14 protein-coding genes are annotated in these 20,056 nt (G+C 49.8%); 7 read left to right on the top strand and 7 right to left on the bottom strand.

Features of this window, described 5'->3' with window-relative positions; all coding sequences use genetic code 11:
- The first annotated feature begins 79 nt into the window (after nucleotides 1-79).
- Nucleotides 80-613: a flavodoxin FldB gene (gene fldB / locus ACQ661_RS03585; protein ID WP_153825824.1), complete on the top strand. Its 534-nt coding sequence runs from the start codon at nucleotides 80-82 to the stop codon at nucleotides 611-613.
- On the opposite strand, the gene ACQ661_RS03580 is transcribed toward fldB, so the two are convergent.
- On the bottom strand, nucleotides 588-1,073 hold the full coding sequence (locus tag ACQ661_RS03580) for an HIT domain-containing protein (protein WP_431667658.1): 486 nt from the start codon (nucleotides 1,071-1,073) through the stop codon (nucleotides 588-590). The genes fldB and ACQ661_RS03580 overlap by 26 nt on opposite strands.
- 31 nt (nucleotides 1,074-1,104) lie before the next feature.
- Between ACQ661_RS03580 and ACQ661_RS03575 the strand changes: the two genes are divergently transcribed.
- Nucleotides 1,105-3,549 (top strand): zinc-dependent metalloprotease, encoded by a 2,445-nt coding sequence (locus ACQ661_RS03575; protein WP_431667657.1) that lies wholly within the window; start codon nucleotides 1,105-1,107, stop codon nucleotides 3,547-3,549.
- A gap of 93 nt (nucleotides 3,550-3,642) precedes the next feature.
- On the opposite strand, the gene ACQ661_RS03570 is transcribed toward ACQ661_RS03575, so the two are convergent.
- Both ACQ661_RS03570 and ACQ661_RS03565 read right to left on the bottom strand, forming a co-directional pair.
- A complete protein-coding gene (locus ACQ661_RS03570) occupies nucleotides 3,643-6,588 on the bottom strand; it encodes a TonB-dependent receptor domain-containing protein (RefSeq protein ID WP_431667656.1) in 2,946 nt (981 codons plus the stop codon).
- A 278-nt stretch (nucleotides 6,589-6,866) separates the two neighbouring features.
- The gene (locus ACQ661_RS03565; RefSeq protein ID WP_431667655.1) at nucleotides 6,867-8,516 is read right to left on the bottom strand and encodes a M28 family metallopeptidase; all 1,650 of its coding nucleotides are present in this window, start codon (nucleotides 8,514-8,516) and stop codon (nucleotides 6,867-6,869) included.
- Nucleotides 8,517-8,788: 272 nt separating this feature from the next.
- On the opposite strand from ACQ661_RS03565, the gene ACQ661_RS03560 reads away from it, so the two are divergent.
- The 3 genes from ACQ661_RS03560 to ACQ661_RS03550 all read left to right on the top strand — a co-directional run bounded on the left by ACQ661_RS03560 (nucleotide 8,789) and on the right by ACQ661_RS03550 (nucleotide 13,836).
- Nucleotides 8,789-10,960 (top strand): TonB-dependent receptor, encoded by a 2,172-nt coding sequence (locus ACQ661_RS03560; RefSeq protein WP_431667654.1) that lies wholly within the window; start codon nucleotides 8,789-8,791, stop codon nucleotides 10,958-10,960.
- A gap of 113 nt (nucleotides 10,961-11,073) precedes the next feature.
- Nucleotides 11,074-13,365 (top strand): S9 family peptidase, encoded by a 2,292-nt coding sequence (locus ACQ661_RS03555; protein WP_431667652.1) that lies wholly within the window; start codon nucleotides 11,074-11,076, stop codon nucleotides 13,363-13,365.
- Between the two features lie 69 nt (nucleotides 13,366-13,434).
- Complete coding sequence (locus ACQ661_RS03550) at nucleotides 13,435-13,836, top strand: acyl-CoA thioesterase (protein ID WP_313932471.1); 402 nt, start codon at nucleotides 13,435-13,437, stop codon at nucleotides 13,834-13,836.
- 94 nt (nucleotides 13,837-13,930) lie between these two features.
- Here ACQ661_RS03550 and ACQ661_RS03545 read toward each other — a convergent pair whose 3' ends face one another.
- From ACQ661_RS03545 to cysS, 3 genes are read right to left on the bottom strand one after another with little or no spacing between them, the layout of a single operon-like run.
- Complete coding sequence (locus ACQ661_RS03545; protein ID WP_431667651.1) at nucleotides 13,931-14,800, bottom strand: MBL fold metallo-hydrolase; 870 nt, start codon at nucleotides 14,798-14,800, stop codon at nucleotides 13,931-13,933.
- Nucleotides 14,801-14,823: 23 nt separating this feature from the next.
- The gene (locus ACQ661_RS03540; RefSeq protein WP_431667650.1) at nucleotides 14,824-16,356 is read right to left on the bottom strand and encodes a leucyl aminopeptidase family protein; all 1,533 of its coding nucleotides are present in this window, start codon (nucleotides 16,354-16,356) and stop codon (nucleotides 14,824-14,826) included.
- A gap of 26 nt (nucleotides 16,357-16,382) precedes the next feature.
- Nucleotides 16,383-17,762 carry a cysteine--tRNA ligase gene (gene cysS / locus ACQ661_RS03535; protein ID WP_431667649.1) on the bottom strand — a complete coding sequence of 460 codons (1,380 nt, stop codon included), beginning with the start codon at nucleotides 17,760-17,762 and terminating at the stop codon, nucleotides 16,383-16,385.
- Between the two features lie 167 nt (nucleotides 17,763-17,929).
- Here cysS and ACQ661_RS03530 point away from each other — a divergent pair, with 167 nt between their 5' ends.
- Nucleotides 17,930-18,439, top strand: coding sequence for a peptidylprolyl isomerase (locus tag ACQ661_RS03530; RefSeq protein ID WP_110074867.1), 510 nt, complete (start codon nucleotides 17,930-17,932; stop codon nucleotides 18,437-18,439).
- A 12-nt stretch (nucleotides 18,440-18,451) separates the two neighbouring features.
- Complete coding sequence (gene lpxH, locus ACQ661_RS03525) at nucleotides 18,452-19,192, top strand: UDP-2,3-diacylglucosamine diphosphatase (RefSeq protein ID WP_431667648.1); 741 nt, start codon at nucleotides 18,452-18,454, stop codon at nucleotides 19,190-19,192.
- Here the strand turns inward: lpxH and miaE are convergent.
- Nucleotides 19,189-19,944: a tRNA isopentenyl-2-thiomethyl-A-37 hydroxylase MiaE gene (gene miaE, locus ACQ661_RS03520; RefSeq protein WP_153825837.1), complete on the bottom strand. Its 756-nt coding sequence runs from the start codon at nucleotides 19,942-19,944 to the stop codon at nucleotides 19,189-19,191. The two genes, lpxH and miaE, sit on opposite strands and share 4 nt — an antisense overlap.
- Nucleotides 19,945-20,056 lie beyond the last annotated feature (112 nt).

Raw genomic sequence — 20,056 nt, 5'->3', positions numbered from 1 at the left:
CGCAAGAATACCATAAGCCAAGGCATTTCTGATACACTAGTGCTACCTTGATTGAGATAACGCAATGCTGTGAGGAAGAATGACCACACCGATAGGATTATTCTACGGATCCACCACCTGTTTTACCGAAATTGCAGCGGAAAAAATTCAAGCTCAGTTTGCCCCGGGCGAAGTCGAGCTGTTTAATATCAAAGATGTATCTCTGGCTCATGCAGAGCAGTTCGAGGTGCTTATTTTTGGCCTATCAACTTGGGATTTTGGTGAAATTCAAGAAGATTGGGAAAGCCATTGGCAAGATATCGGCCAGTTGCAGCTCACTGATAAAAAAGTGGCGCTGTTTGGTATGGGTGACCAAGTGGGTTACACCGATTGGTTTCAAGATGCACTAGGCATGCTGCACGATGAGCTCGCCAGCCACGCCAATACCCGTGGCTGCATTCGATTAGGTTTCTGGCCGAACCAAGGCTATGACTTTGCCGCCTCAAAAGCCCTCATCAACAACGACGAATTTTTTGTCGGCTTAGCGCTAGATGAAGACAGCCAATACCAGTATAGCGATGAGCGTATTGCGCAGTGGTGCGCGCAACTTAAAGAAGAGCTTGCCAGCGTGTGAGCTCTTGTTGCTGCTGGGCTGCGGCAAATCGTAACGCGGCTGAGTGGCCCCATACCGGCCCTGGCCACGCAGGATCATTGGGCTGACGCAGCAGCACATGAATATGCAACTGGCTCACCACATTACCTAGCGCGCCGACATTGAGCTTAACCTTTTGCTGGCGTTGCCGCGCATCCTGTAACAGCATCTCACTTGCTCGTTTGATCTCACGTGCCAACTGCACTTGGTCGGCCTCGCGCAAATCAACAAACTCGGTCATATCAGCCCGCCGCGGCACCAACATCAGCCACGCGTAGCGTTGATCATCAAACCGTCGCAGCTCACACAACGGCCAGCTTGCTAACCAAAAGCTATCGGCCGCTAAACGTTCATCAAGCTTGAAATTGGCATCATCTTTTGGCCCGTTAGTCGTGCTTAGGTTAGTTTCTGCTGGCGCTTTGGTATACCCTGTGTCTGACATTTTGTATTCCGTTTTTCAGTGGATGATTATCATGCAATGTATAACTTTATCTCGGCGTTCAATAGGCGTACTTAGCTTAGCTGGCTTTATTGCTGTGAGCTTGATCAGCAGTACCGCCATCGCAACTCCCGCTCAGCCCTCGGCTCCTTCTGCGGCAACAGCTTCGTCAGCTACCAATGAGCAAAACTCGGCTATTGCTACTTTTACGGCAAAGATGCAGCAGCACCAAGGCTTTTTTAGCTTTTATCACGATCAGCACCAAGGCAATATCTACCTCAAGGTGCCACGTGCGCAAACCCAATTTATTTTTCAAACCAGTTTGCCGTGGGGCTTAGGCTCTAACGACATAGGTTTAGACCGCGGTCAATTAGGAGCTACTCGGCTAGCAAGCTTTTTAATTGAAGGCGATAAAGTGTTGTTGCAACAACATAATACCAAGTTTCGCGCTAATAGCGACAATGCGGCTGAGCGCGCTAGTATCGAGCAAGCCTTTGCTAGTTCAGTCATTGCGGGTTTTAAAGTAGTCGCTGCCGATGCCGATGCAGTGCTGATTGATTATACGCCGTTCTTACTCAGCGATACCCATGGCGTGGTGCAACGCTTGGCTCAGAGCAAACAGGGCAACTATAAGGTCAACAGCGCTCAATCAGTGATTTATCCTGCGCGCAGTAAAGCTTTTGCCGACAATACCGAGCTCGAAGCTAAACTCACCTTTAGTGGCCAAGCCAGTGGCAGTTACGTCAACCAAGTGGCCGCAGATGCCAATCAGCTGACTCTGCATTTACATCACTCTTTTATTCGATTACCTGATGCCAATTACCAACCGCGGCATTTTCATCCGCAAAGTGGGTTTTGGAGCGAGGCTCACCAAGATTATGCAGCCCCATTAGGACAACCACTCACGGTGCAATACATTCCACGCCATCGGTTAAGCGCGACCAACCCGATCATCTATTACCTAGACCCCGGCGTACCCGAACCGGTGCGTACGGCGCTACTTGACGGAGCAAAGTGGTGGGCGGAAGCTTTTGCCGAAATTGGCTACCCTGACGGCTTTCAAGTACGCGAGTTGCCAGCCGATGCCGATCCTATGGATGTGCGCTACAACGTCATTCAATGGGTGCACCGTGCCACTCGCGGCTGGTCTTACGGCGCGTCAATTATCGACCCCCGTACCGGCGAAATTATCAAAGGTCATGTCACGCTCGGCTCTCTCCGCGTCCGTCAAGATATGCTGATTGCCCAAGGCTTACTGGCACCTTATCAAGACCACACCGATACCGCCTCACAGCAGCAATTACTTGCTGATATCGAGGCCATGGCGCTGGCCCGGATTCGTCAGCTATCAGCCCACGAAATCGGTCATACATTGGGGATTGCCCATAATTTTGCCGCCAGCAGCCATGACCGTGCTTCGGTGATGGATTACCCCCATCCTTTAGTAAGTTTAAGCACCAATGAGCAAGGTTTAAGCTTGGCCGGAGCCTACACCGAAGGCCTCGGTATTTGGGATAAGCAAGTGGTGGCTTACGGCTATGGTGACGGCGATTTAGCCAAGGTGCTCGAGCAGAATCGTCGGTTGGGCTTAAGCTTTATCTCAGACCGTGATGCGCGTGCTCCTGGTGGCGCTCATCCTGACGCCCATTTATGGGATAACGGCAGCGATGCGGTCACCGAACTAGAGCGTATTCTCGCGGTACGCGCCACCGCTTTGCAGCAATTTGGCCTGGCCAACTTAGCCCCTGGCCAACCCTTAAGCCAGTTGCAAAATGTGTTAGTCCCGGTGTATTTACTGCATCGCTATCAAGTAGAAGCCGCCGTAAAAATGCTTGCTGGAGTGCATTACGATTACAGCGTAAAAGGTGAACCCTTCCGACCCGTGCGGGCGGTCAATGCTAGCCAACAACAGCGCGCACTGCAGGTGTTAATGAAGACGCTACAAGCCGATACCTTGCGTTTACCCACCGCAATACAGGAACTACTCACTGCACCGGCCTACGGCGAAGGCTACGACCGTGAGCGCTTTACTGGGCTTACTGGATTATTACCAGATACCGATAGTATGGCGGCCAGCAGTGCCCGTTTTACCCTTGATTTGCTGTTACAGCCACAACGCCTTGAGCGCCTCGCGCAACAGCATAGCAAAACGCCAAGTATCCCTAGCATTAGCACTCTGTTAGCGGCCCTAGCAGACACTACCCTAACTCCGGCACAAGCCGCCTCGGCGGATACCCTGACGCAACGGTTAGCCTTTGAAACACTGACTGCGGTGGCTCAGGTCTATCAGCAACAACAGCTCAGTGCGGTCGTCAAAGCTCCGCTGTGGCAGTTTTTACAACAGCAGCAACAGCAATGGCAACAGGCGCCAGCCTCAGCCCATCAAGCCTATGTGGTGTATGCACTCGAGCAGTTGTTAGAGCATCAACGTTGGCCGGTGCCGGCTGCTGCCGCCCTACCACCGGGTTCGCCAATCTAAAGAGTCTCACCTACCCAGCAGGCATAAAAAAAGAGGCCAAGTCGTTATCCGACTTGGCCTCTTTTACAAGAGCTTATAACAAGCTTAATACCATTAGAACGAGTAGTTCAAGTTGATGAACACTTGACGACCGAACTGATCGTACTGTGAGTACATCATCGCATTACCGGTAGTGTATGAGTAAGCTGGGCTACCTAATGGTGGCTTCTTATCAAACACGTTAGTAATACCTACGGTTAAATCAATATCGTTTTCAAATTGCTTAGATACTGACGCAGTATGGTAGAAAGTCGTTGGAGCTTCAGCGTTAAAGTACACTGGAGTACCACGATAGGTAGTTGCTGAACCATTGACGTATTCACCGTAGTTGTCAACTTTACCAGCATAACGAGTGGCCCAAGTATAAGTCCAAGTATCACGCTCTAATGACGCAGTGATAGTACCTGAATGACGTGGGTTACCTAACAAGCCTACGTACTGCTCTGGTTGGCTATCAGCAAACTGCTGGTAAGTACGCTCGATTTGGATAGTGTGGTCTAAACGCAGACGTAAATAACCCATCGGGGTATCGTCTTGATAGCTTAACACGGTATCCACACCACGTACGTACTGGCTAGCAACGTTAACGTAACCGCCGTAAACTTCATCGATACCCCAGTTACCAGTTTCAGTACCGTCGTTACGAGTAAAGCGATCACAGAACGGTTCGTTTTCGAAATCATCTGAGCGATAACATAAGTTTAGGATGCTTACGCCAGTGATATCGTCCACTTGGTTGTCGATACGCACTTGGTAATAATCAACTGACGCTGCAACCGTACCTTCTGGGCTACTCCAAACAATACCTACACCTTCAGATACTGAGGTTTCAGCTTTCAGAGTACCAGCGCCACCACCTGTGTAGGCAGTACCAGAACCGAAGTCTTGTGCGTAGTCGCCAGGGATACCGTCAGCTTGACAGTTAGCTAGCACACGCTCGTTGATAGTACCAGCATCTTCACGAGCTGCCCAATCCCAGCATGGGTCGCTACGCTGATCAAAGAACGCTGATTGGTCGCCTAAGTACAATTCAAACAACGCCGGTGAACGGAACGAAGTACCACGTGATGCACGTACGCGCAAATCTTCAGTAATAGCCCAGTTTGCACTGATCTTGAAGGTGGTGTCGCTACCGTAAGTGTTCACGTCAGTCCAACGGGCAGAACCGGTTAAATCTAACGAGTACACACCTGGTAAATCGCGTAGTACTGGAACCTGGATCTCACCATAAGCAGCTACGGTGGTTTGACGACCGGCAGTGATGCCAGCGCTACTCATACCCCATGAGTTACCTTGTAAGGTTTGCTCTCCGGGAGTGTCCACAATCGAGTCAGTTTGATAAGCCACACCAACTGCAGTGGCTACGGTACCCGCTGGTAAATCAAATAAGTCACCGGTGATGTAAGCATCAACAGTATCTTGTTTGTAGATGGTTTTACCATGGTCCATACCGAATAAGAAATCACGGGTACCTTGGTCAAAGTTACCGCGAACGTATTCTGGATCAAAGAAATCAATCGCATAACAAGCGCGTTTTGAAATAGGTGATACTTCACCTTCACATGGATCACCCCAGATAGCATTAGCTGCCATTTCTAGCGCGTCTTGTAGGATAATCTTGGTGTCATAAGTACCGCTGCTTAAGCTGCGCTGCCAAGAAATATCCCAGTTCCAGAAGCCTAGTGAACCTTCCAAACCTACCACACCACGGGTGTAGTCGATGGTGGTAACACTACCAGAGTGATCTGTAACAGCCGTTGGATCTAACGCTACGTCACCTTCCCAACCAGGTACCAAACCAGCCCATGCAGGAATGAAGGGTTCCCAGAATTGGCGATAGCTGTTGATTTTAGTTTCACGCACACTGTGCAAGATTTCTGAGTAGAAACGCACGTTGTCAGACAAATCATAATCGGCCTGCGCATACAGTGACCATGCTTCAGTACGTGGTACCATGGTTTGCAAGTCTTGGAACGGGTGATCGGCATCTAACCAACCATCAGTAAGCTTGTCGTAGCCCACTGGATACCAACCTTCTGGTACGCCAATGTCACCTGGGTTAACCGGGTTGTAGGTTGGCAAACCAGCTGCTGTTTTAGAACCATCGTAATCGTAGTTCTGAATGGTTGACAGGTAGTTACCTGCGCCGTAGTCCCATAACCACATACCGTAAGGTAAATCGTTACAGTGATAGTTACCGGTACGTGGATCGATCGGATCAGCACGCTCACCAGTGGCTTGATCGATCAAATAACGCTGTTCACAAGCAAAGTGGTCGCGATCTCCGCGGGCCAATTCTTGTTGTAAACGGTAATCAGCAACCACACGGAATGAACCTTTATCAAAGGCTTGACCGTAAGTACCATTCAAACGGTAGTTTTCACCACCTGATTCAGTTGGCTGATTAGCACTGAAGTTAATCGCTGATTCATCACCTTTTTTAGTGATAATGTTGATAACACCAGCTACCGCGTCAGAACCGTATAAAGACGACGCACCGTCTTTTAAGATTTCAACTCGTTCAACGGCAGATACAGGAATCGAGTTCATATCAAACGCAGCTACTTGACCACGAGTACCGGCAGGCCCTGCACGGCGACCGTTCAACAATACGAGGGTACGGTTCGCACCTAAACCACGCATTGAGATAGACTCGTTACCAGCACCACCTTCGGTTACGCTACCTACCGACATAGCTGCAGTTAACTGGTTTGAACCAGAAGCCACAGTAGAGGTACGTAGCAATTCACCCAAGGTATTTAAACCTTGTTCAACGGCTAGTTCGGTGGAAATAACTTCAAGCGGGGTAGGATTATCCATACCGTCGGTACGAATACGCGAACCTACAACGGTAATACGTTCCGCTTTTTCTTCCGCATCGGCGTTCTCATCTTGATCAGTGACATCTTGCGCATAAGCACCAGCTGATAACAGCGTAGAGGCTGCACCAAAGGCTAAAGCAAGACGTACTGATTTGGCGATGTGACTATTTTTCATCATCTCTCCAGATCATTTTTTATTTTTGTAATCAACAAAAAGTCAGGAAACTTTTTGCCAGAAGCACTGTCGCAAAACAATGACTGACCTTCAATGTATCCAATTTCTTTATAAAATTACAAGTAAATAACGGAATATTCTTGCTATAGAGCGGGAAAATAGCGACTAACGACGGGCTTGATTTGTGCTTGCTACGCTATATGTATAACTTATGTAAAGGCGACATACAAAAAAGCGCAGGTCCAAGACCCGCGCTTTTTTTGCTCGCTAAACTTACATCATTAATCGAGCTTGGCAAAAAATGACTCAGGCAACCAACGCGGACGCTGCTGCTGATTAGCAATTTCTTCGCCAATGGCATAGTTGATGTTGGTAAAGACCACGCCGGCATCGTAATTAATGGGTAAGTCGGTCGAGTCGCTAGGGCGATGATAGTGCTCAGCAAAGAACTTACCCCACACTTCACCACCGTTTTCATCTTCATTTTTAGCGGTAAAGCCAGTCATTAAAAATACCGCTGGTACGCCTTTCTTCACGAATGGGTAGTGATCTGAGCGAGTAAAAATCGCCTGTTCTGGCATCGGATCTTCGCTCAGCTCGATACCATACTTGCCGGCTGCGCTGGCCACTGTCTCACCCAAGGTTGAATGGGTTGAGCCAAATGCAATGACGTCGGCAAAATCATACAACAACACCGGCATATCAAGGTTCACGTTAGCTACGATATTTGCCAAAGGCACTGTCGGTTGATGCGCAAAATAGTCCGCACCCAACAGACCACGCTCTTCGGCTGTCACCGATAAAAACAACACCGAACGCTTCGGAGCGACGCCTGATTCCACAAACATTCGTGCCGTTTCTAACATCACAGCAACGCCTGAGGCGTTATCCATCGCACCATTGTTAATGTGGTCGTCTTGGCTTAGATCTTTGGTGATACCAATATGATCTGAATGTGCGGTGTAGAGCACGTACTCATGTTTTAACTGTGGATCGCTACCCGGTAATACCGCCGCAACATTCGGGCTGCTAATTTCTTCGTGGCGAGAGGCGCGTGTAAGCTGTGCTTCAAAACCTAATTCAAAACTAGGCACCGGCTCGCCTGCTTCAGCTGCCGCAAAAATATCTGTTAAGCTCTGCGGAGCCTTAGCAAATAATGGCGCTGCTGCTTCGTGATGCAAATAGGCACCCGCGGCAATATTTTTGTAGGCCACATTGGGTTCACCATTTGGCTGCAACCAGCGCACTGTAGGCGCCCGTTGATACATAGCCCCTACTTCAAAAGGCCTTACTTTTTCGCGCTCTGGGCTATGCAGCGTGATAATGCCTACCGCTCCGCGCTCAGCTGCAAATTTTGTTTTGCTGCTATTCAGGTGGGCACCTTCTTCGCTTGGTAAATCGGCTGGACGGCCGGTAAGCATCACCACAATTTTGCCGTTAACATCCACCCCAGCATAATCGTTTAAACCAAACGCTTCGGATACCAAACCATAACCAACAAACACCAGCGGCGCAGTCACATCATCCTGCTCGGTGTAGGCGCTGGGCCCGGTAATAAACTGCTTAGGATAATCAAACTCAATTTCGGTATCGCCGTTGCGCACGGTGAAAGTGGCTGAGTTTTCTTCTAAGTAGCTCCGTCTGAATTTAATGCGCTGAAAATAAGTGCCATCATCCCCAGCCGGTTCTAGGCCCAACTGCTTAAACTCGGTGGCAATGTATTTAGCTGCAATTTCATGCCCCTGACTGCCGGTATCGCGGCCCTCAAGTTCATCACTAGCTAAAAATTCTAAGTGGGCTTGCAAAGTACTGGCATTGGCAGTCACTGCCGCAACAGTGCTGTTATTGCTAGCCTCGGTGTCGGTCACATCATTGCAACCGACCAAGCTTGCCGCGATCAGCGTCAAGCCAAACATCGAAATTAAGCGCATAAAGGGTTCCATTCATGGTGTATTTGTTATTTTTCGCATCACAGTTTAGCGATAAAGACTACTGGCAACAATAGCCTAAGCAACCACACTGGGTAGGAATGACCCTATTGCCTCGTGCAAAAACCCGTGTTATTGTTACATTATAACATTACATAGCTTACCTCATTATGACTGTGGAGAAAGTATCAATGCCTGTTGTTCAAGCGCCCCTTGCTAGGTCACAGAAACCTATCAAAACATCCATAAAACCACTCAGCTTGATGGTATCAAGCTTGCTTGCAGGTGTTGTGGTTACTGGCTTTAGTAGCAACGCTCTGGCCCAAGACCAAGGCGCAACCACAGCCACCGAAAGCACCACAGAAGCAGCACAGCATCAGCATCAAGACACTGAAGTGATTGTTATCACCAGTAGCCCGTTGGCTCGTACTGCCTTAGAATCGGCGCAACCCATCAGCGTTATGGCTGGCGATGAACTGCGTGAAAATCAAGCTCACACGCTGGGCGACACCCTCATGCATGAGCCTGGTATCAACGCCACTCATTTTGCTGGAGTTGCCAGTAGCCCGATCATTCGTGGCCTTGATGGTCCGCGGGTTAAAATCGCCCAAAACGGCTTAGATAGTGCCGATGTCTCACGCGGCTCACCGGACCATGCGGTCACTACCGAGACCTCGGTAGCTGAGCAAGTCGAAATTTTTCGTGGTCCCGCCACCTTGTTGTACGGTAGTGGTGCCATCGGAGGCGTGGTTAACGTTGTTGACCAGCGCATTGCGCAAGATTTTGTCGGCGGCAGTCGCGGCTTTTATGGCGTGAACCTTAATACCGCCAGTAACTTGCGCGATGCTACCGTCGGTTTTAATGCTGATCATAAAAATACCGTATGGCACGCTGATGCCTTTATTCGTCGTAGCGATGACTACGATGTTCCAAGCTTTACCAATGACGAGGGTGAAAGCCTCACTCGCATCAACAACAGCTTTGTGGATGCTGAAGGGGTAAACCTTGGCGTCAGTTATCTGTTTGACCAAGGCTACTTTGGCGTTTCTTACGGACGTTTAGAGCAGCAATATGGTATTCCTGGGCATGACCATGCCCACCAAGATGACCATGCTGATGAGCACGCCGATGAGCATGAACACGAGCACGAGGCTGAGGTGCATGCCGAGGTCGGCCCCTTCGCTGATCTTTGGCAGAACCGTATCCAAGTACACGGTGGCTGGCTCACGCCTAGCTTACAAGGCATTGAAAAAGTAGAACTTCGCTACGGTTTTACTGATTATCAACATCAAGAAATTGAAGATCAACTGCCCTCCACCACCTTCACCAACGAACAGCATGAATTGCGTTTAACCGCAAATCATGAGCCGCTGGCAGGCTGGCAGGGTGCCTTTGGCTATCATTATTTTGACCAGCAACAGAGCGCTTTTGGTGCCGAAGCCTATACTCCAGCTTCAACCACCGAGCGACATGGCTTGTTTTGGCTGCTGGAGCGCGAAATTAACCAAGTCACCTGGCAAACTGGGGTGCGTTACGAGGATGTGAGTGTCAATGAGTACTCATTCCAACCGGTATCCGCATCATTAGGCTTAACTTACCAGCTGCAGCCAGGAGTTCAGCTCTCAGCAAACCTCAGTCATGCCCAACGGGCTCCGTCGGCCAATGAGCTATTTGCCAATGGTCAGCACTTGGCAACTCGTACCTACGAGCTTGGCTTAACCTATCAACTCGATGCGGTAAGCGAGCACTATCTGCATATTGAACCAGCAACAAAGGCACCGCGCAAAGAACAATCCAACAACATCGATCTTGGCTTGCACCTAAACTTAGCCAGTTTCCATTTAGACTGGACCATGTTCTATAACCGCATTGATGATTATGTATTTAATGCCTACAGCGGCTTTGTTAGCAGCGACATTGCTCACCACCATGAACACGACGAACATGCCGAACAACCAGGCGAAGCTCATGACCATGATCATGGCGGTGCTTTGCCCATCGTCGCCTATCAGCAACGTGATGTTGAACTTTACGGCTACGAACTAAGTAGCCGCTGGGAAGTCACCGAACAGGTTGAGTTCACTGCTTTTAGCGATTACATTCGTGGCCGCGCCCGTGATGGTGGCGACAACCTGCCGCGCATTCCAGCCCAACGTTTAGGTGCGGAGGGGCGTTATCAAGCCGACCAATGGGAAGCCAAGTTAGGCTACACCTGGTACAACAGACAAACCCGAATCACTGCGTACGAAACTACCACGCCTAGCTATGGCTTACTCAATGCCCAGCTTAATTTATTTCCGGTGGCGTTACAGCAGCATGGCATCACCCTATACCTAAAGGCCGAGAACCTAACCGACGAACTCGGTTTTGTGCATAGCTCGTACCTCAAAGATGACGCTCCCATTCGTGGACGTAATTTTAGTATTGGTATACGTGGTGAATTCTAGCGCACACAAGGCGCACTTTACCGCACCTTAACTCAGTTGGCGGCCTGCTTTGATACACTGCTTAAATATTACTTAATGCTACAAGTAAAATTTAACACAGGAACCTAGCAGGCATGCCCACTGCGATTAGCATTACGATTTTAACGTTAAGCCTCTTCTTCACCGCTTTTGTGTCGGCCACGGCGCGGGCGGACACTGCTGAATTTGATATCGAACGCATTTTTTCTGCTCCTAGCCTAACCACCACTGCCCCGCAGCGTATTCAAATCTCCCCCTCTGGTGAGTGGGTCAGTTATTTGGCTGGCTCTGCTGATGCTCCGAACGTTTACGATTTGTGGTTGTACCAAGTACGCGAAAATAAACATCAACGCTTAGTTCAAGCAGCTGATCTCACTGCCAGTGATATTAATCTCTCTGCTGAAGAGCAGGCGCGCCGTGAACGCATGCGCATCAGCGCCAGCGGTATTGTTGATTATCAATGGTCGCCAGATAGCCAGTCACTGCTCTTTCCTTTGCAGGGACAGTTGTATTTATACGACATCGCCAGCGGTCACACGCAGCAGCTCACCAATGCGGATTACTTTGCTACAGATGTGCGCTTTTCTCCGCTTGGCAATTACATCAGCTTCGTTCATGATTATAACCTCTGGTTAATTGATCTCGCCCAACAGCGCACGTTACAGTTAACTGAAAGAAGCAGTGCCACTGAGCAATTTGCAACGGCTGAGTTTGTCGCCCAAGAAGAAATGAAACGCATGACGGGCTATTGGTGGAGCCCCGATGAGCGCCATATTGCCTTAACTCGGGTCGATTTGAGCCAGGTGCCGATTCAAACTCGAGTGGATATTCATGCCAACCAAAGCACCTTGGTACAACAACCCTACCCTGCGGCAGGACAAACCAATGCATTGGTTGATTTAGGGGTATTAAGTTTACCCACCGAGCTGTCGCAAGAGTCTGCTGAGCAACTCTCGCAGCAACTCTCGCAGCCACTCAAGCCACAATGGTTTAACTTGCCGAAACGCCATGGCAGCGGCTACTTAGCCCGAGTTAACTGGGTGCCCGACAGCAAACGGCTGAGCTATCAGTGGCAGAACCGCCTGCAGCAACAACTGAATCTTTATGTGCAGGACATTAACACAACAGGTGCGCCCCAACTGGTGCTGCAAGAGACCAGCGCACAATGGGTGAATCTGCATGATGATTTGCACTTTATGGAAGATGCTCGTCACTTGGTTTGGGCCTCTGAACGTAGTGGCTTCAAGCATCTTTACTTGTACCGTTTGGATGGCAGTTTGATTCGCCAACTCACCAGTGGCGATTGGAATGTCGATGAAGTAAGTCATGTGGATGAAATCACTGGGGTGGTTTATTTTACTGGGCGCAAACAAACCCCTCTAGAACGTCATCTCTACCGCGCCAGCTTGAATACCAATAATCCTGGCCAACCGAGTCAACTCAGTCAGCGCCGCGGCATGCATCAAGTGGTGTTTGCCGGCAACGGACGCAGCTATATCAGCTATTTTTCCAGTGCCAAGCAACCACCTCAAGTAAGTTTACATGGCCCCACCGGTGAGCGCATCGTCTGGCTGCACGAGAATAAAATCAATGCCGAACATCCCTTGGCACCCTATATCGAGCAATGGAGCTATCCAGAATTTGGTGAACTCACTGCCGCCGATGGCCAGACCCTCTATTATCGCGTACACAAACCACCCATGATGGCCGATAACCGTCGTTATCCGGCTGTCGTTATGGTTTACGGTGGCCCGCGTGCTCAGCGGGTAACCAACAGCTGGGGTGACTATTTTACCCAATACCTAGTGCGCCAAGGCTTTGTGGTCTTTGCCTTAGACAATCGCGGTAGTGGCAACCGTGGCCGCCAGTTCGAAACCGGCATTTATCGACAACTAGCTCAACTTGAGGTTGCCGATCAACAGTTGGGAGCGCAATGGCTTGCACAACAGAGCTATGTGGACGGTGAGCGCATTGGCGTATTTGGTCACAGTTACGGTGGCTATATGGCGTTGCACCTTATTTTACGGGCGCAGCAACAATTTGCGGCCGCTGTAGCCGGTGCTCCGGTCACCGACTGGGCACTTTATGACACTCATTATACCGAGCGCTACATGGGCACCCCGCAAGATAATCCAGATGGTTATCGGGCGGCAAATGTGATGACCTATGCGAAGCAGTTACAACGGCCCCTGCTGATTTATCACGGCATGGCGGACGACAACGTGTTGTACAGCCATACGGCATTGCTCACTTGGCAGCTACAACAACAGATGCTGCCCTTTGAGATGATGGCATACCCCGGTAAGGCACACGGTTTAAGCGGCCGCGAGACCAGTATTCATCGCTACCAAATGATCGCAGACTTTTTTGCCAGACACTTACAATAAGTTATACTAAGTAACCGTACAGGTTGTACTCTAAGTATCACTGACAGTTCCACAAAGGAGTGGGTGTTCATGCGCTTTTTATCTCGTCGTTTGGTTATGCCTAATGATTTGAATTTTGCCGGCTCGTTATTCGGTGGTCGTATTCTCGAATGGATTGACGAAGAAGCTTATATCTATGCGGCCTGCCAGCTAGATGCCAAAAGCTTAGTAACGAAACACATTGGCGCCATCAGCTTTGAAACCTCTGCGTATCAGGGCGATGTGGTTGAATTTGGGTTAGGTGTCAAAAAGGTGGGTAAAACCTCTGTAACCGTCACCTGTGTGGTGCGTAATAAGCAAACCAAACAGAATATTTGCGTCGCCGATGACATTGTATTTGTTCACATCGACCCAACCAGCCGTACGCCACAGCCCCACGGCAAAACGAAAGCACAGTTGGATGCGATCGAGATCGAAACTCCAATCATGTAAGGTTGGCGCTTCCATTCACTAACGCTATAACTGACAAAAAAGCCGCTGACAGTACCACTGTAGCGGCTTTTTATTGTTGTAGCGCAATCCAACCTTACTGATATAGGGTACGAATCCAGCGCTCTTCGTTAATAAAGCTCCATGACCAAGCCTGCCATTGCTCGCTTAAGCCATGCTCGATCACTTGCTCAACACTCATGCCTTGCTGCTTCAACGTAAGTACTTCTTCGCGCGTCGCCTCAATCATGTGCACTAGGCGCAACCAATCTGCTCGTTTAGATAAACGACCATGGCCCGGAATAATCTGGGTTTGTGTATCTAGTTCGGCAATCACCGCCCGCACATTATCAATAAAGCCTTGTACGTTGCCGCCCGCGTTTAAATCGATAAACGGAAAGCGATCGACAAAGAATAAATCACCGGCGTGAATGACATTTGCTTGCGGAAACCATACCACCACATCGCCATCAGTATGACCGTTTGGATAATGCTGCAGCCGCACGCTCTGGCTACCAGCCTTCACTTCTAAGCCATCGCTAAAAGTCACTTTAGGCAGGCCATCACGGTCAAATTTATCGTTTGCCGCTAATCGTGTTTTGACATTCTCATGAGCCACAACCATCACCCCGTTGCGAGCGAACGGAGCATTACCACCAGTATGGTCACCATGAAAATGGGTATTTACTAGAGTTTTAATCGGTTGCTCGGTCACGGCCGCAATCGCCGCAGTGATCTTGTCTGCTAACCCTTGGTACTGGGCATCGATCATGACCACGCCATCATCACCCACATAAACGCCGATGTTGCCGCCCATACCCGTGAGCATATACACATTGCCTGCAACTTGCGTGGCTTTAACCTCAACCTCAGCAAGGTTAGCCTGTGCCCACGCTGGTGCTGCAACAAGCAAGACCAATGCGGCCCACGCCGTCTGTTTTAACTGAACCAGTTTAAATCCACGCATGTTACTGTCCTCAAAGTTAGCTATTAACGGTGCAAGTAACAACCAGCAAAACTAGCCACTGGCGTCGCCGTAGGCTTACCATGTTGCCAATCGCCGCCTTCTACCCCACTCCCAGCAATATCGACATGCACATAAGGGAGCGGTTTGTTGCAGTCACTACCGTGTTTATCTAAACCCGCGGCAATGGTTAAAAATGCCATCGGGAATTGGTGCCCACGTGCGGTGGTTGCTGACGGGCCATTGTTACTTGATAAAATGTCATCGGCCTTAGTCCGCGGTGCGACAAATTTAAAATCTTCGCGCCGAGACCAAGAAATTTCACTCGGGTCACCGTATACTTCGCCGGCTTCCCATAAATTATCCGTGATAGCATTTACGCGCGCTGGACCATTCGGGATCAACGCCGTGTAAGGCCCCTTCGCTAAGGCTGCATGGCCGGTTAAGGTCGCCACACTAAAGAGTTGTGGATTGGTGTATTGATGCGCTTCACTGCGCAGATGAGACAACAAATCGGCGAGTAACAAACGGCCCTCAGCATCAGTATTACCAATGCGCACTCGTACGCCACTGTGACCGGTGATGATTTCATCAGCAACAAAAGCTTCCGCGCCAATGCTGTTGCGCACCACGCCTAACTCAGCTACCACACTCACGGTGTCTGGACGCATCAAGGCGACGGTTTTCATAAACCCAGCCACACCTGCAGCGCCACCTTTATCACGGCTCATGCCAGCCATATGGCCACCGGTTTTGACATCCGCACCACCGGTGTCATAAACGATACCCTTACCAGCCATCAGTAAGGTTTGCTCTGGCTGTGGTGCTTTGTATTCAAGCCGAACCACGCACGGTAAATGGCGCTCCACCCCAAGTGAAGCTCGGGCTACGGCCATTAACAACGGGTATTCATGTTGCAATTGTTGCACGTCATCAATCACAGTTACCCGCACCGGACTGTGGGCAAAAGCCTGCTGACAGTATTCGGCAAACTTCGGCGGTGCCATCCGCTCAGGCTCGGTTCCACACAGGTCACGGGCAACTCGCTTGCCCGCCTCTACGGCTTCTAACCAACTGGCATCTAGAGCACCGACAATACCAATGCTGCTGACGGTTTCTAACTCAGCCTCACCGAGTGCTTCACGCGCCTCTAACGGCTCATACAAAGCCTGGCAAGCACCCCAGTAGGCTACCGCTTCAGCTTGCCCATAACGCGCTTGCTGAGGCACCCCAAACACCACTAATAAAGGTTTGCTGCTACCCGCTTGCTGGGCAATACGCGCCCCAGTACCTGCAGCTTCGGCAATCACGCGTACGTCATCATAATCCCGCTCCAACGACCCGGTCGGTGCCAAAATTAAGCGTCCACCCGGCACCTCAGCAGCGACTAACAAGGCTTGCTTGCCAACCCGTTTGTCCAATTGCGCCGCTTGTTCAATAAAGTCGGCAAAGTCTTCTGGTAAGTCTTGCGCAAAATCGCCCACCACAATCACTGCGTCAAAATCGCCGGTCATCGCCGCATGATAATTATCTAACACTTGCGCTGTAGGAAATCCCATAAGGTACCTCGTTATCTGTGAGTGAGTTAACCGCGACGCCAGCGGGTGCCGGTGGCGGTATCTTCTAATTCAATCTGCATGGCTGCCAACTTGTCGCGGGCGGCATCAGCTCTGGCCCAATCTTTAGCCGCCCGGGCCGCGTAACGCTCGGCAATCAAAGCTTCAATTTCCGCCACGTCGGCATCAGCACCTTGCAAAAAGGCAGCTGGGGTTTGTGTCAATAAGCCCAACAACTGGCCCAGTTGTCGTAGTTGTGCGGCATAGGCTCCAGCCGCTGCGCTGTCGCCAGCAGTGAGCGCACGGTTTACTTCGCGCGCTAATTCAAATAATACGGCTAAGGCTTCTGGGGCATTAAAGTCATCGTCCATCGCTGCATAAAAGCGATCATGCAAGTCTGCCGCAGCAGGCTCTGAAGCAGCTACTTCTGGCGCATCACGTAAAGCTGTATACAGACGTTCTAAACTGGCCCGCGCCTGCTCCAAGTTGTCTTTAGAATAGTTCAATTGCGAGCGATAATGGCTCGATAACAAGAAATATCGTACCGTCTCGGCGTCAAACTGCGCCAACACATCGCGAATGGTAAAAAAGTTACCCAACGATTTCGACATTTTCACTTCATCTACTTGCACCATACCACTATGCATCCAGTAATTCACATAAGGGCTATGATTGGCACAGCAGCTTTGCGCTACTTCGTTTTCATGATGTGGGAAAATCAAATCAGAACCGCCGCCATGAATATCAAAGTGCTCGCCTAAATGGCGTTTATTCATGGCTGAGCATTCAATATGCCAGCCCGGACGCCCAGCCCCCCAAGGCGACTGCCAGCTTGGCTCATTCGCTTTCGCTTGTTTCCACAACACAAAATCTAAAGGATCTTGTTTATTATCGGCGACATCTACCCGCGCGCCAGCTTGCAGCTGTTCTAAGTTTTGCCGACTCAGTTGGCCGTATTCTTTGAAGGTACTGACATCAAACAGCACATCACCATCGTTAGCTACGTAGGCATGGCCGTCAGCGATTAAACGCTCAATCATCACAATGATATCTTGCATGTGGCCGGTCACCGTCGGCTCAATATCTGGGCGCAACAAGTTCAGTGCATCAAAGTCATCATGCATGGCTTGCGTGTAACGTTCGGTGACATCCGCAATAGCTTCGTTATTTTCTTGCGCGCGGCGGATGATTTTATCATCCACATCGGTGATATTGCGCACGTAAGTCACCTCAAAGCCGCGGGCTCGTAGGTATCTGACAATCACATCAAAGGCAACATAGGTGCGCGCGTGGCCAATGTGACAGTAGTCATAAATAGTTACACCGCACACGTACAGCTTTACCTTACCTGGAGTAATGGGCTTAAACTCCTCTTTTTGGCGGGTTAAGGTATTAAAAACTTTCAACATGTACGGCTGCTCCTGTATAAGGCCAAATAAATTTAAAAATGCTAGCTTGATATCATAACGCAAGGTGCAGCCTTGCCACAAACAATGCTAAACTGCGCGGGTTAATTTTTCCGAAAAGCAGCGATCCTTTTTGCTGTTTCGTTTATTTATTTAGTTTGGAGTAGCTCATGTCTGCCAATCCTCAGGTAACCCTGCACACCAACCACGGTGATATCACCCTCACCTTGTTTGCTGATAAAGCCCCTAAAACCGTTGCAAACTTCCTCACTTACGTGCGCGAAGACTTCTACAACAACACCTTGTTTCATCGTGTTATCAAAGGTTTTATGATTCAAGGCGGTGGTTTTAACCTAGAAATGGTGCAAAAGCCTACCCATGACGCCGTTGCCAACGAAGCTAACAATGGCGTTAAAAATAACAAAGGCACCATCGCCATGGCGCGTACTCAAGATCCACATTCAGCCACCGCTCAGTTTTTTATTAACGTTGCTGATAATGACTTCTTGAACTTCCGCAATGAAAGCATGGGTGGTTGGGGTTACTGTGTGTTTGGTGAAGTTGTCGCCGGCATGGATGTGGTTCATGCGATTGAACAAGTTCGTACCTCGCACGCTGGTTTTCACCAAGATGTGCCGGTTGACGACGTGGTGATTCAAAGCGTGTCTATCGCTGAGTAAGTTCGATTACTGATGGCAGCCACCACCTGGTTTATTGCTGATCTTCATTTGAGTCCAGCGCGGCCCGATATTACCGCGCTGTTTCTGCAGTTCTTGCGCCAGCAAGCACCCAATGCAGATGCCCTCTATATTTTGGGTGACTTATTTGATGCTTGGATAGGCGATGACGATAACAGTGACTTCGCTCAGAGCATTCAAGCGGCATTGGCTCAACTAACTCAGCAGGGGGTTGCCGTTTATTTTATTGCCGGCAATCGCGATTTTCTCATCGGCCCAAGCTTTGCCACACGCACTGGCGTTACTTTGTTGCCAGAGGCAAGCGTGATTGATTTGTATGGCTGTCGAACCTTAATCATGCATGGCGATAGCCTCTGTACCGACGATGTTAGCTATCAACGGTTCCGGCGGATCATTCGTCACCCTTGGCTCACCAAGCTGTTACTGCGATTGCCGTTGGCTTGGCGCATGCGGATTGCCAACAAATTGCGCGCCAATAGCGCCACCCAGAAACCTCTCACCGATGCTCAGCTTAAGATCATGGACGTCAACCAGTGCGCCGTGGTCGAGGCGATGCAGCAGCACCAAGTGCAATGGTTGATTCATGGGCATACCCATCGCCCCAATATCCATCAGGTGGCACTAGCCAACCAAGCCCTCGCACAACGCATTGTGCTTGGTGATTGGTATCAACAAGGCAGCTGGTTAGCAGTGACCGCACAAGGGTTGCAATTGCACACTGCACCTCTGCGCTAACTGGCGGCCGGTACCCCGCTATGAAATTTAAAATCTTCGTCGGCGGTTAAAATCAATTCAGCCTCGCGTTCGCCAAAGAATTGCACCCGTGCACTGATGTCTTGCCCAGCAATGGCAGCAGCCAAGCTCAGATAATCTTGATAATGCCGAGCTTCTGAACGCAATAGCGAGATATAGAAATCACCAATATCAGCTGGCAAATAGGGCGCTATGCAAGCAAAGCGTTCACACGAGCGTGCCTCAATATAGGCCCCACAAATCAGCTTGTCTATTAACGCCTCTGGCTCGTAAGTACGCACATGCCGTAGCAGCCCGCGAGCATAACGGCTCGAGCCAATGGTATCGTAGGCTACCTGATGCCGCTCCATCACTTCTAACACTTGATAAAAATGATGCAGTTCTTCTTTAATCAGCAACACCATCTTATCAATCAATTCTTGTCCATAAGCTGAGCGGGCCGCCGGTATCATCGATTTTTTCAAGGGCCGATTAGCTAAACTGCGCCAATCGCCTTGCTTACGATAAGTAAAATCCTCATAGGGCTTCAACCATTGCAGCAACGCCTCACCGCTGGCTTCATCAACGGCATAACGGCGAATTAAAAACATCGCTGATTGCGCTGCCTTCAGCTCACACACAAGATGGTCGAGCAACAACACCGGCAACTGCTCAGGGCGCTTGGCCTGAGCTAGCCAAGCAGCCGGCGTGGCACAGTGTAAAAAACCGCGAATGGGTTGCAATAATTCGTCCAAACAAAGACCTCGTTTAATTTCACTACTTTTTTTAGGGTTAAATCATGCAATTTCCTTGACTATGCCGAAAAACCGACCAATATTTAAGTCAAGGCGCATAAAAAAGCGTCAA

It is taken from the genome of Pseudidiomarina sp. WS423 (genome assembly GCF_050750165.1).
GTDB lineage: Bacteria > Pseudomonadota > Gammaproteobacteria > Enterobacterales > Alteromonadaceae > Pseudidiomarina > Pseudidiomarina fusca.
Note: the sequence above shows the minus strand (reverse complement) of the source record. Positions and strands in the feature narration are given on the sequence as shown.

Bases quoted from the DNA above. Each gene is read 5' to 3' on its own strand.
- fldB (WP_153825824.1), top strand. From the start codon at position 80: ATGACCACACCGATAGGATTATTCTACGGATCCACCACCTGTTTTACC.
- ACQ661_RS03580 (WP_431667658.1), bottom strand. From the start codon at position 1,073: ATGTCAGACACAGGGTATACCAAAGCGCCAGCAGAAACTAACCTAAGC.
- ACQ661_RS03575 (WP_431667657.1), top strand. From the start codon at position 1,105: ATGCAATGTATAACTTTATCTCGGCGTTCAATAGGCGTACTTAGCTTA.
- ACQ661_RS03570 (WP_431667656.1), bottom strand. From the start codon at position 6,588: ATGATGAAAAATAGTCACATCGCCAAATCAGTACGTCTTGCTTTAGCC.
- ACQ661_RS03565 (WP_431667655.1), bottom strand. From the start codon at position 8,516: ATGCGCTTAATTTCGATGTTTGGCTTGACGCTGATCGCGGCAAGCTTG.
- ACQ661_RS03555 (WP_431667652.1), top strand. From the start codon at position 11,074: ATGCCCACTGCGATTAGCATTACGATTTTAACGTTAAGCCTCTTCTTC.
- ACQ661_RS03550 (WP_313932471.1), top strand. From the start codon at position 13,435: ATGCGCTTTTTATCTCGTCGTTTGGTTATGCCTAATGATTTGAATTTT.
- ACQ661_RS03545 (WP_431667651.1), bottom strand. From the start codon at position 14,800: ATGCGTGGATTTAAACTGGTTCAGTTAAAACAGACGGCGTGGGCCGCA.
- ACQ661_RS03540 (WP_431667650.1), bottom strand. From the start codon at position 16,356: ATGGGATTTCCTACAGCGCAAGTGTTAGATAATTATCATGCGGCGATG.
- cysS (WP_431667649.1), bottom strand. From the start codon at position 17,762: ATGTTGAAAGTTTTTAATACCTTAACCCGCCAAAAAGAGGAGTTTAAG.
- ACQ661_RS03530 (WP_110074867.1), top strand. From the start codon at position 17,930: ATGTCTGCCAATCCTCAGGTAACCCTGCACACCAACCACGGTGATATC.
- lpxH (WP_431667648.1), top strand. From the start codon at position 18,452: ATGGCAGCCACCACCTGGTTTATTGCTGATCTTCATTTGAGTCCAGCG.